Annotated in this window: 5 protein-coding genes and 1 pseudogene; all 6 read left to right on the top strand. The window is 39.9% G+C overall.

Annotated features, from left to right (window positions below):
- The first annotated feature begins 1,825 nt into the window (after nt 1-1,825).
- The 6 genes and pseudogenes from QUD05_RS32615 to QUD05_RS32640 all read left to right on the top strand — a co-directional run bounded on the left by QUD05_RS32615 (nt 1,826) and on the right by QUD05_RS32640 (nt 13,737).
- Nucleotides 1,826-4,904 (top strand): annotated as a pseudogene (locus QUD05_RS32615) (peptidase domain-containing ABC transporter).
- A gap of 209 nt (nt 4,905-5,113) precedes the next feature.
- Complete coding sequence (locus QUD05_RS32620; RefSeq protein WP_289799663.1) at nt 5,114-6,661, top strand: beta-barrel domain-containing protein; 1,548 nt, start codon at nt 5,114-5,116, stop codon at nt 6,659-6,661.
- Nucleotides 6,662-6,775: 114 nt separating this feature from the next.
- Nucleotides 6,776-7,564 carry a peptidylprolyl isomerase gene (locus tag QUD05_RS32625; RefSeq protein ID WP_289799664.1) on the top strand — a complete coding sequence of 263 codons (789 nt, stop codon included), beginning with the start codon at nt 6,776-6,778 and terminating at the stop codon, nt 7,562-7,564.
- Between the two features lie 1,238 nt (nt 7,565-8,802).
- The gene (locus QUD05_RS32630; RefSeq protein WP_289799665.1) at nt 8,803-11,895 is read left to right on the top strand and encodes a tetratricopeptide repeat protein; all 3,093 of its coding nucleotides are present in this window, start codon (nt 8,803-8,805) and stop codon (nt 11,893-11,895) included.
- A gap of 72 nt (nt 11,896-11,967) precedes the next feature.
- Complete coding sequence (locus QUD05_RS32635) at nt 11,968-12,429, top strand: Nif11-like leader peptide family RiPP precursor (RefSeq protein ID WP_289799666.1); 462 nt, start codon at nt 11,968-11,970, stop codon at nt 12,427-12,429.
- Between the two features lie 45 nt (nt 12,430-12,474).
- The gene (locus QUD05_RS32640; RefSeq protein WP_289799667.1) at nt 12,475-13,737 is read left to right on the top strand and encodes a nif11-class peptide radical SAM maturase 3; all 1,263 of its coding nucleotides are present in this window, start codon (nt 12,475-12,477) and stop codon (nt 13,735-13,737) included.
- Nucleotides 13,738-13,740 lie beyond the last annotated feature (3 nt).

A 13,740-nucleotide genomic window follows, 5' to 3' on the forward strand; every position in this document is an offset into this window, starting at 1 on the left:
TTCTAATGGATAAATATACAGCAACAACATTGGCGATCGCAAGCAAGGTGATATTGGTTGCTTTTATAGCGGTTTCTCTGCTACTGAGGTATAACTAGACTTCATATATAAATTTTTTAACTTTGAAGATGTACCCGATCTGAGTGAGAACCGCTATGGATGATTTCCTATATTTAACCAAATCTATGGTGTCACAATTTCATCAGAGCACTAGCTTTATAACCACCATTCAATTTATCCATTTACTACTTGACTTGATCGCATCGCAATCTTAGGTTTTAAAAGACGAATTTGCGATTTATTGTCATTTTTTGAACTATAGGCTCATTTAAAATTATGCTTATTTCTCAACTTCTATCAAGCTGCAATATGTATTGCTGCTATGCCCTTGATAGGAAAAATGCTAAGATTGCCGTAGTTAACTAGTGTGTGTGCCGGATCACAACATTAATGTGTTTTACCTCACAGCTAATTTAAACAACTTAATTGTCACCTTTAAGCAAACAATAGTCGCCGTTATGGCTACCATCATGTTATGCAGCCTAGCTATTTAAAGATTTAATGTATAAATGGTTGTGAAATATATTTTTTTTGTTAAAAATCATCTATTAGGTGACTTGTCAGAAAATTTACATTAAGAAACTACTAAAATATCTAAATTTAAGTGCTAAGGAGTGTAAGCTAATTATGTAAATATCATGTTTGTATGTAAATATGATGATGTTCGCAAGTCTATTTTAGTCACTTGCATTTGTTACACTATAGGAGGTATAATACAAACGTTAAATAACTTGCTAGATGCTCCTTAAAAATACTAAGCAGTGCTGGAAAAAGATCCACTCTGGAATCTCCAAGCAAACTTAAGCAATATTTGTTTAAGTGGAGTTTTGCTTAATTGGTAAAATACTACTTAAACAAAAATTACGATGTGCTTTTATAGCTTTATAGTTTTTATAGTCTTCTGTTTCCTGTAGCCTACTCAAAATCCTCTTTTGTTCCAGGTTGCATGATAAGGATGAAGCTATCCCGGAGACTATCCCCTAGACTCGCCAAAGCACTAGGGAATATGCCGGGACCTAATTGCACATTGTGTAAATTTCTGATTAACACTACAGCGTTAGTCAGATTTGTAGTTGTGGTTTTTTTGCTGTCAGGCTTTGATCACACAACTGCAATGAATTACGTTTCCACATAATTTACGACTCAATGCAATTTCTAACTACAATTATGTCACACCATTTAAGTCAAGACAAGGCTGTTAACAAGTTAGGAATGTCTGAAAACATTCTTTTAAGAATTCTTCCGATTCAGGTCTTGTTCAAGAGGATGAAAGCTAACTTTCAGCCATAACATTATTCCGAACTAGAAAAAACTTTGAGAGTTTGTGATTGAGAAATGAAATATTTTGCATAGCTATTGCTGGATATAGCAAATTATGCTCCAAAAAGAATTTCTCTTCATCATCACTTCCAACCACTGCTGATTGCAAAAATGAGCAATCCTGATTTGTGTGGAGTCTGTCAATGCAGTTAGTTGCTCTTGAAGCTAAATGTCGGTAAACAAAGCTCTAGCTAGATATTCTGGCATTTACACTAGTTATTGCCACATCAATAACTGGCTGCAACAAGTAGATTGGCCACTCAATAAAAATACTTTGTATGTAAAAGAGAGCTGCTTTGCTGCCATACTATTTCTCTCTAAAATCTACTCTAGTAAAGCTTAGAGTTTCCTCGGTGAAAATACCGGATTAAATAATATTTTTAATGAAGTTTTGAATTGGATTCCGACTGATAGATAACTAAATTTTTTTTGTGGAGATTAAAAAATGCCACCAGTGCTTTCTGAGCAACATGTGGGTGAAAGAATTTTGTATACCTTGGGTACAAAACTTTCAGAAAAAGAATTAGAGAACTTCTTGGCAGAAATGGAGATTGTGGAGCCACCATCAGCAAAGCAATTCTGGGAATCTGCACAGACGAATCCTGGTATATACATTATTCTTACAGGTAAAGTCAGACTATTAGATAGCTCTGAGAATTTAATTACTACCTTTGGTGCATGGTCTGTTTTTGGTGAATTGACCTTGTTTCCTGAAGCTAACTTTAGTCCTTATGTAGCTAGAGCTTCGACCAGCTTAAAACTTGGCTATTTTAGGCAAGAAGCATTGCAAAGGTTGATAGACAAGTATCCTAGCATTCGCGATCGCCTATTTGCCCGTGCAGAACTTTGGGATTTGTTGTTGTTATGTCGCCAAGTATCACAATTCCCACGCCATACATCACAAGTTTCAGGAATGCTCAAAGCCTTATCTTTGTTTGAGCGACACCAGTTAGAAACTGGCTCTGTAAGTCCACAAATATCCCAAGATTCACAGTTGTGGCTATTGTATAAAGGTCAGTTGGGGCATTCTGAAGGCGATTCTTTGACACCAGGTACAATCTTTGCTCAACCAAAACAAGGAGATTGGCAAACAACGCAACCAACGATTGCTTACATTCTGAAAAACGACCAGATGCAAACAGCACGAGAATACTTCCCAGAATTAGGGGAGTGGGCTTTTGCCATGAGCGTCAGCGGAACGGGATTGGAGGACTGGGGACTGGGTGCTAGAGAAAAAATTCAATCTCCAAAATCTAAAATTATTCCTTTTCCCCAAAGAGAGAAGCAGTCACAACAACAGCCAACAAAAAAATCACGTTTTTACTTTCCCAGCCCGAAAGTACAAATGGGGCATTGGTGGAAGCGGATTACCAAAAGCTATCCCTTCTATGCCCAACAAAGTGCAGCTGATTGTGGCTCTGCTTGTTTGGTGATGATTGGTAACTATTGGGGCAAACATTTTAGTATCAATCGCCTACGGGATATGACCAATGTCACTCGCAACGGTGCATCCCTCAAGGCTATGGCAACAACAGCAGAATACCTGGGTTTTGCCACCCGTCCGGTGAAAGCTACTCTTGATAAATTAGCAGAACAACCTTTACCTGCAATTGCTCACTGGGAAGGTAAACACTTTATTGTTGTCTATGAAATCACCAAAAAGCGGGTGATTGTATGCGACCCAGCCCTTGGTCAACGCAGTCTGACAAAAGCTGAATTTCAAGCGGGTTGGAGTGGTTATGCATTGTTACTGCAACCTACAGGCTCTACTAAAAAGTGCTAAGGACGAAAGTAGAAGCTTCTGGAAATTTTTTGAGTTAGTCAAACCTCACTATCGAACACTGCTAGAAATTTTCATCGCTTCGATAGTCATTCAATTATTTGGGTTAGTAACGCCAGTATTTACCCAATTGTTGCTCGATAGAGTACTTGTGCAACGCAGCGTTCCAACCTTAAACGCCATTGGTTTAGGAATGATTGTTTTTGGGTTGTTTGGTGTTGCTGTCAACGGTGTACGGCAATATCTGTTATTTCACACTGCTAACCGCATTAGCATCGCCTTACTCGTAGGCTTCATCAAACATACCTTCCGTTTACCCCTTGCTTATTTCGAGTCGCGTTTCGTTGGAGATATAATCTCGCGCATCCAAGAAAACCAGAAAATTCAGCACTTCCTGACTGGTCAGACACTCTCCATTGTGTTGGATATGCTGACATTAGTGGTTTATCTGGCTTTGATGTTTTCCTATAGCTGGCGGATGGCATTATTCGTGCTGTGTACTGTACCGCCATTTTTTATCTTGGCGCTGGCCAGCACAAGTATTTTGCGCCGCATCTCCAGAGATATTTTTAATGCAGCTACCAAAGAACAAAGCTATCTCATAGAATCCCTAAGCGGAATTCGTACCGTCCGCTCATTAGCAATTGAACAGACAGTGCGTTGGCGTTGGGAGGAACTGCTGAATGATTTAATCAAAAAAGACTTTAATGCTCAAATAATTGACAATCGCTTGCAAATTATCAGTGGCGTCATCCACACCTTTGTAAATACTTCATTGCTGTGGTATGGAGCGACCCAGGTAATTAATGGCGAACTAACTATTGGACAATTAGTTGCTTTCAATATGTTGGTGGGTAACGTCTTGAGTCCTTTCCAGCGACTGGCTTTGCTGTGGAATGAATTACAGGAAATCGTGATTTCCACTGAACGTATTAATGATGTGTTGGAGGCGGAACCAGAAGAAGACTTAGAAACTAAACCCCGCAAGTCGTTGGGTAAACTCCGCGGCAACATTTGTTTTCAGAATGTTACCTTTCGTTATCACCCAGAAAGTGACACTAACGTATTAGAAAATCTCAACTTTGAAATTAAGCCGGAACAGATGGTTGCAGTCGTAGGACGCAGCGGTTCTGGAAAAACAACTCTCAGCAAATTGATTTTGGGTCTATACCCACCGACAGATGGCAAAATCCTCATTGATGGTAACGATATCACCAGTGTATCTATGCGATCGCTCCGTTCCCAAGTCGGCGTTGTAGACCAAGATACTTTTTTGTTTGGTGGGACTGTTCGCGAAAACATTGCGATCGCTTATCCAAATGCTTCTTCAGAAGAAATTATCCAAGCAGCAAAATATGCTGGAGCCGATGAATTTATTCAAAAATTACCGATGGCTTACGAATCCGAAATTGGTGAAAGCGGCGGAATGCTCTCTGGTGGACAGCGCCAACGCCTAGCAATTGCTCGTGCTTTGCTCGGAAATCCTCGGTTATTACTGTTTGATGAAGCCACTAGTCACCTAGATTCAGAATCAGAACGGATTATTCAAAACAATCTCAAAACAATTCTTCAAGGACGCACAAGTGTAATTATTGCCCATCGCCTCTCTACAGTCCGTAACGCGGACTTAATCCTGGTTTTAGATCAAGGTATTTTGGTAGAAAGCGGTACCCACGACGAATTAATCGCTAAAAAAGGTCATTATTACTACCTGAATCAACAACAACTGTCTCAAGTTAGTTGATGGGGTATTGGGCAGTCTTTTTCTTCTTGACGAGACTCTGCGCGTAGCTTGCTTCCCTGTAAGGGTAAAATTTTGAATACTTCTCCTGGCGGAGAGGCTACGCCCGAAGCGTAGCTATGCCGCAGGCTTTACGACAAGCTCAGTACAAGTTTTGAATTTTGAATTGATTTCTCCCCCACTCCCCATCTACTGTTATCGGAAAAAAAACCATGCCACATCCCAATAGATCCTCCCCACTTCCCCCAGATGAGCAAGATAAATATCAAGGTTACAAACAGCAAGAGGAATCGGTAGAGTTTGACGAGCAGACAGAGGCAGAAAATGAAAGTCAAGATTTGTACTACGGTACAGAAAAACTACTCAATGCCTTACCTCGAATTTGGACTCGTGGTTTGTTGTATACGCTCATTGCCTTTGCTGGGCTATTCTTGCCTTGGGCAACTCTCTCGAAAGTCGATGAAACTGGTAGCGCTAGAGGGCGTATGGAACCTAAAGGCGCAACTCAAAAATTAGACGCTCAAGCTGCTGGAAGTGTCAAAGCAGTTACAGTCAAAGAAGGAGATACAGTTAGAGCCGGCCAGGTTTTACTGGAACTGGATGCTGATTTACTGCAAACAGAACTCCAACAAGTTCAGAGCAAATTGCAAGGGCTACAAAATCGGCAATCCCAACTGGAACTGCTGAAAAATCAACTCTTAATGTCAACAAGTCTTTTAGAACAACAAAATAAATCTCAAGAATTAGAAAAATTGGCTCAACTCAACCAGGTGCGGCAAAACCTGGATGCCAAACTGAGTAGCTATAACCTGCAAAAGTTAGAAAAACAATCATTAGTTAAGCAAGCAGAGGAGCAAATTTCAACCAATCAAGATGACCGAAAATCGGCTGAAGTTCGTTTCCGTATAGATTCTAGGAACGTTGAACGTTATAGCAAACTCGTTGACGACAAGATAGTTGCTCCAAACGTATTTGATGAAATCAAAAAACAAGAGGAAGAAAGCAAACGACTTTATAACAAGTCTCTATCAGATATTAAACAAGCCGAATTGCGTTTAGCCCAAGAGCTAAATAGTTATCAAGTAACTATCAAAACGTTGGAGTCTGATATCAAACAAGCAAAACTCCGACTGCAAGAAGAACAAAGTAGTTATAAAAGTGCCACGCAAGCCGGACAACTAGCTGTAATGAAAAATCAGGAACAGCTAAAAGACATACAGTCACAAATAACAGCAACGCAATCAGAAATCGCTCAGACTAAAAGCCAGCTTACATCTATAAGAGTACAAATTCAGCAGCGCGTGGTGCGATCGCCGATTAATGGGGTGATTTTTGAATTACCCACCACTAAGGCAGGAGCGGTGGTGCAAGTCGGTCAAAGGATTGCCCAAATTGCACCCACGAAAACAGACTTCGTACTCAGAGCAAATATGCCTAATCAGGATAGCGGTTTCTTGAAGTTAGGAATGCCAGTAAAAGTCAAGTTTGATGCCTATCCCTTCCAAGAGTATGGCATCGTGCAAGGGAAAGTTACTTGGATCTCGCCTGACTCGAAAGTTAACCAAACACCCCAAGGCAACATCGAAACCTATGAATTAGAAATCACCTTAGACCAGCAGTATGTCCAAAGTGGGAACAAACGTATTCCATTAGGTGCTGGTCAGACAGCAAATGCTGAAGTCATCATTCGTCAACGACGAGTAATTGACTTTGTTCTAGATCCGTTCAAGAAACTGAAAAAGGGCGGTTTGGAGATGTAGTTAAAGGTATAGGAATCAGGAAATAGGACAAGGGAGACTGGAGGAATAATTAATGCCCCATGCTGTGCCCCATACCCAATCCCTAATCCGCTTAATTATTGGAGATATCATGTTATGCCCCACAATCTGACTATTTCCACCTCAGATATCATTCACAGTCTGAAACTCTCCTGTCAGATACCTGCTGTTGTGGAAGCGATCGCATCGCAAAGTATTATTACCGAAGCAGCTCAAGCGGCAGGAATTACAGTCACGCCAGAAGAACTACAGCAAGAAGGAGATAACTTAAGGTTCGCCAAGAAGCTTGTCAAAGCTAAAGACACCTGGTCATGGCTAGAAAAACACCACCTCTCTGTGGATCAGTTTGAAGAATTAGCCTACAACAACATCCTTTCGCGGAAGTTAGCAAATCATCTATTTTCCAATCAACTGGAAAAGCATTTTTACGAACATCAGCTAGATTATATCGCTGCCGTTACCTACGAAGTTGTCTTCGAGGATCGAGACTTGGCTTTAGAGCTTTTTTATGCCCTAGAAGAAGGCGAAATCAATTTTCCAGATATTGCTCGTCTATATATCTCAGAACCAGAAGCCCGTCGTGCTTATGGATACAAAGGACTCCGGTACCGCAAAGATTTTCGTCCAGAGATTGCAGCCGCTGTCTTTGCTGCTGCACCACCAGAAGCTCTCAAACCGATAACAACTCCCAAGGGAGTGTATTTAATTTGGGTGGAAGAAGTCATTCAACCCCAATTAGATGAACAGTTGCGCCAAAAAATCATTACAGAATCCTTTGCTGATTGGTTAAAGCAACAAATCACCACGATGAAAATAGTTACTCAAATAGACTCAGACGGTTCACAAGAGGAATTAATAGATATGTTATTCACCAAGACTAAATAATTTATGAATTTTCAAATGTTTTTGTTGCTAAGTATCTACCCTAATTTAGGATATATTTCTCTAGCCTTCAAAAATGTTGCAGATACAGGTTTTATTTGCTTTAAAACTTAATAGCTTTTCTTTTTTAGTGTTTTGTGAATATATCTACAAAGTGCTATTACTGCGTTGGTTAAAAATTAATTTAAATCGTTATAACTCTTGCTGGGCAGCAATTAATTTAATTTCTGCTTAAATTTACCATGCAGTTTTTTATAACTTCAATTAGGACTAAATATAATGAATTTCAAACATAAATACATTAGTTTTTTTAATCATAAATTCCTCAAAAAAGTGTTGACTTTTTTGAGGAATAAAGTATATTAGATATATAGCCAAACGAAATAAGTTGGTTAGACAAAACATTCCCAACAACAGTTACAAATTTTAGGAGAACTCAAATGATCATTTCTGATCTTAACTACTTGGAAAATACCACTGAAGAAATTATTGGTGGTACCTATAAGAAGCCAATCATCATCATAGTTAAGCCNCAAGCCCAAGCCCACTCCAAAATACACAAGCATTGCACAAGCAGATGCAGATGCTTCAGCAATACGCATGGCGTCAACAACATCGCTGTAACCTTTACTAACGCTACCGTCACTCCTAATAGTGCTACTGCTTCCTCATCCAGCTATGCTTCTACTTCTTACAAGTAGTAACAAGTAGTAATAATTAAACTCTACTTACAAAAAGTATTAACTTCTGCAAGTAGAGTTAGGCTCGAAAGCTTAGTATATTGATAAATGCCGAAGGCTCTTTGCTCATTTGAGCCTTCGGCTTTTACCAAAAATACATCTTTTGGTCTAAAATAGCTGTTTCCGCAATAAAATTTTACAACTGACAACATTTAATCCTCAACCCAGTTTGCAGTCTATGTTGTTTGCCCGCCCTGAATTAAAACTCTGGGCTAATAGTCATAAGAGGAACACTTTACCGTAGCCTTAAGCTTCTCGTAGACCCCCCAAAGGTAGAGAAGAGTAAAATTCCTGTTAATCAAATTTAAGAAGTAATCAAGCAGACATGATATCAATTGATATCATTTATAAGTTTCAAAAACTTGAGTTCCTTGCAGATATAGGAACAACAGACATATTAAATAAATAAAGATTGTATAAATCATAGCTCATAAATAAAAGGATACAAGCTCCTAAATTTATTTATGGGGATTGTTAATTTTGAATTTGGAGCAAAGCGACGTGACCACAATTCCTGATGCTCTCCAACTCGCAAGTCAATATCACCAAGCCAAGCGTTTCACCCAAGCCGAAGAGATTTATCGTCAAATTATAGATTTAGATCCCCAGCAGTCAGAGGCGTTATATGGATTAGGTCTGCTGGTGCAGCAACGTGAACAATATCAAAATGCAGAACAATTTTTTCAAGCAGCCTTGCAATTACAGCCAGAAGTAGGGGCAATACATAACAGTTTGGGGTTTGCTCTGCAACAACAGGGTAAACTAGAAGAAGCGATCGCCTGTTATGAAAAAGCACTCTTAATTCTTCCTGACAGTATAGAAGTACAAATTAATATCAAAAATATTCTTCACATTCAAGGTAAGCTGTCACCAGAAGAACAAATCCGCTACGCAGAGTTGAATGAGCAGTTTGCTTTAGCTAGGCAACAGGCAGGTGATTTCAAGATCGCAGAATTATATTATCGCCAAGCTATTGCATTGCAGCCAGATTTGGTATCATCTCATACTAATTTAGGAGAAGTACTCCAAAAACAAGGGCGATTCAATGATGCCATCGATTCTTACCAACAAGCACTAAAAATTAAACCAGACTATCATTACGCCTATCACAACTTAGGGTATCTTTTCCAGGAAAAAGGAAAATTTGCAGAAGCAATAGAAGCTTACGAAAAAACTTTAAGCATTCAACCTGATTTTGCAATCACCTATAACAACTTGGGAAATATTCTCAGGGCGCAAAATAAATTTGATGCTGCCATAGAATCCTATCAAAAAGCGATTAAAATTCGACCTGATATTGATTACATATATTGCAACTTGGGAACAGCATTAAGAGATGATAACCAAATAGAAGCGGCAATCCAGGCATTTGAGCAAGCAGTCAAACTAACACCAAACTATGATCTGGCTAAATTTGGTGCTTGTATGAGCCAACTACCAGTTATCTATTCTAATGTTGATGACATTGCATTCAGACGAAATCAGTATCAACAGTATTTGCAAGATTTAGCTCAATATTATGAATTAACTAATCAGGAAGAACGGGCCAAAGCATCTGAGGCTGTGGGAGCATTTCAACCTTTTTATTTGACATATCAAGGTTTAAATGACCGAGATTTACAGCGAACTTATGGGGAAATGATTTTCCAGATTATGTCGAGTCGGTATCCCCAAGATTGCCAGCCGCTTGTTCTGCCAAATTTGGAGAAAAATCAAAAGGTTCGTATTGGTATTGTCTCTGGATTTTTATCTAGTCATTCTAATTGGAAAATCCCGATTAAAGGTTGGGTAGAAAATATAGATAGAAGCGAGTTTGAATTATTTGGTTATTATACCGGAGATAAAACAGATTACTCAACGATAAGTGCCACCAAAGCTTTTGATAAATTTGTCCAAGGTGTTCGCTCAACTGAACAATGGTGTGAGGTAATCACAAAAGATAAATTACATATCTTGATTTTCCCAGAATTTGGGATGGACCCAATGACGCTCAAACTGGGTTGTCTGAGATTAGCACCAATTCAAATGACATCTTGGGGACACCCTGAGACGAGTGGACTCCCGACAATTGACTATTACTTGAGCAGTGACTTAATGGAACCAGAAAATGCTCAAGAACATTATACAGAAAAATTAGTTAGATTACCTAATCTATCTATTCATTACATGCCTTTAGCAATTCCACCCGAAGAAATTAAGAAACCAGATATAGGTTTAAAAGAGGATGATATTTTCTTCTGGTGTTGTCAGTCATTATATAAATATTTGCCTAATCATGATGATGTTTTCCCTTCTATTGCTAAAGAGTTAGGTAATTCTAAGTTTGTATTTATTAAAAGCAAAAGTGAAGAAATCACAGAAAGATTTCGCCAGCGCTTAAACCATGCTTTTACAGCATTCGGGTTAGATTATCAAGATCACTGTTTGTTTTTGTCTTTCCTGAATGACAGAAAGTTTGCTGGGACTACAGCTTTAGCAGATGTCTTCTTAGATAGTATTGGTTGGTCTGGATGTAACTCCACGCTCGAATCTATTGCTCATAATATTCCAGTTGTCACTTTACCAGGAGAAATGATGCGATCGCGCCATTCTCTAGCAATTTTGCAGATGATGGGTATCGAAGAGACGATCGCTTCAAATAAATCAGAATACGTCCAAATCGCCATCCGTCTGGGGAAAGATGCTCAATATCGGCAATATATTTCCCAGCAAGTTGCAGAAAATAAACATAAATTATATGGCGATTTAAAGCCAGTCAGAGCGCTGGAAGATTTTATTTTGCAGTTGGTTAATAAACCAAGACAATTTAACGCCGAAGAAGTTGCTGAACTCTTTCAAATTGCACTTCAAGATCATCGAGCTAATCGCCTAGACACAGCCGAACAGCTATATCGTCAGGTGATAGAAAAACAACCAGACTATTCAGAAGCATTATACGGTTTAGGGATACTGGCACAGCAGAAAGGTGAGTTGCAGGAAGCCGAGAAGCATTTGAGTGCAGCTTCCCAAGTTCAGCCTAACTCGGTGAAAATTTGGTTTAGTTTAGGCAATTTGCTTCAAGGTCAAGGACAGTTACCAGAAGCTGAAACCGCTTACCGAAAAGCGATTGCGTTGCGACCAGATGCAGGGACAATATACAACAATTTGGGCTACACCTTGCAACAACAAGATAAGTGGGAGGATGCGATCGCATCTTATCAAAAAGCTCTGGAATTTCAGCCCAACTGCATAGAAGCAGAAATCAATTTAGCGAATGCGCTGTTTGCTCAAGGGAAGCTTTCACCAGAGAAACAAGCCTATTACGCAGAATTGAATTATCAGATGGGCATTGCCCACCAAGAAGGAGGTGATTGGCAAACTGCTGTTGTTTACTATCGAACTGCGATCGCAATACAGCCTGATTTGGTAGAAGCCCATTATAACTTGGGGATGATACTGCAAGAGCAAGGGGAGTTAGAAGAAGCTATCGCTTGCTATCAAAAAGCTTTGGAGTTCAATCCCCAACACCAGGAAGCCAACATCAAATTAGGAGATATTTACCAAACCCAGCAACAAGAATTTACACAAGTTGACTCACTAAAAGTTTCTGGCTAAACGGATTATTTCACGCGATCGTCAATTTTCATCAATCTAAACTTCAACTTTCAAATTCAGGGGGTAAAATTTATGTCATTAACAATTTTTGAGAAAGTTAAAGACTTCTTAGTCAGACTAGTCAAAGACGAAGCTTTTTACACTCAATTGATGAGTGATAAGATTGAGGAAGTGATAAAAGTCATGGAAGAAGGTGGCTATAATTTTTCTAAAGAAGAATTTGAAACAGCCTCCATTAAAATCTTGGAATTAAAAGAACTAGGTCAGTTTGATGACCTCAGTGAAGAAGAATTAATGGGAGCATTTGGTGGGCTTATAAGCATCAATCAACCAGTTATTAAGCCACCATTAATCACTCAACCAAAATTACGTGATGTTGTAGTTTCACTTCCCGAAAACTTTGGAAAACCATCAATTAAACCAATTAAATGGATTCCTAGACCACTTCCAAAGCCATGGCCACTTCGTCAAGCAATAGACCCACCTGTACAAGCGTTATATGGAGTCGTTGTTAGTTCAACAGAAGTACAATAACCCGATAAAACGTTTATTTTGAGGGTTGAGATTGAGAGTTAACCTATGACATATCACCGCAAAAGCTACGCAGTTTGGGAAATTACCTTAAAGTGCAATCTAGCTTGTAGTCACTGTGGTTCCCGTGCAGGACATGAACGCGCCAACGAACTTTCCCCAGAGGAAGCTTTGGATCTCGTCAAGCAGATGGCAGAAGTTGGAATTAAAGAAGTTACTCTCATTGGTGGTGAAGCATTTCTGCGTCCAGACTGGCTGGAAATTGCCAAAGCTATCAACGAGGCGGGAATGTTATGTGGTATGACTACAGGCGGCTATGGCATTTCGTTAGAAACCGCCCAAAAAATGAAGTCAGCGGGAATTCGTACCGTCTCTGTTTCTATTGATGGCTTGGAAGCAACTCATGACCGTCTGCGGGGAAAGAAAGGCTCTTGGAAATATGCATTTAAGACCATGAGTCATCTGCGAGAAGTCGGTATTTCTTTTGGTTGTAACACCCAAATTAACCGCCTGTCAGCGTCAGAATTTCCCTGCATCTATGAGTGCATTCGTGATGCCGGTGCCCGTGCTTGGCAAGTTCAGCTAACTGTACCAATGGGGAATGCTGCCGATAACGCAGATATCCTGCTCCAACCCCATGAACTGTTAGATATCTACCCCATGCTTGCCCGTGTGGCGCGTCGTGCTTACCAAGAAGGTGTGCAACTTCAGGCGGGAAATAACATTGGTTACTACGGCCCTTATGAGCGACTGTTGCGGGGACGGGGAAAGGAGCATGAATTCTCATTTTGGCAAGGTTGCGGTGCAGGACTCTCAACCTTGGGAATTGAAGCTGACGGAGCGATTAAAGGTTGTCCCTCACTACCGACTACTGCCTATACAGGTGGTAATATTCGAGAACAAACCTTGCATGATATTATCGAGGGTGCAGAAGAACTACGCTTCAATCTAGGAGCAGGAACACCTGAAGGCACAAAACACCTGTGGGGTTTCTGTAAAACCTGCGAATATGCTGAACTTTGTCGTGGGGGTTGCAGTTGGACTGCCCATGTTTTCTTTAATAAGAGAGGTAATAATCCTTACTGTCATCATCGCGCTCTTGTTCATGCCAAACAAGGTATGAGAGAGCGTGTAGTTCCCAAAGTAAAGGCGCAAGGATTGCCATTTGATAATGGCGAATTTGAGCTAATTTTCGAGCCTACAGATACTTTGTTGCCAGCCAACGACCGATTAAACTTTACTGCTGACAGCATTCAGTGGTCGGAAAGTTGGCAACAAGAACCCGAATTTTCTTACTCTATCGTGAGATAATAA

Source organism: Nostoc sp. GT001, assembly GCF_030382115.1.
Taxonomy (GTDB): domain Bacteria; phylum Cyanobacteriota; class Cyanobacteriia; order Cyanobacteriales; family Nostocaceae; genus Nostoc.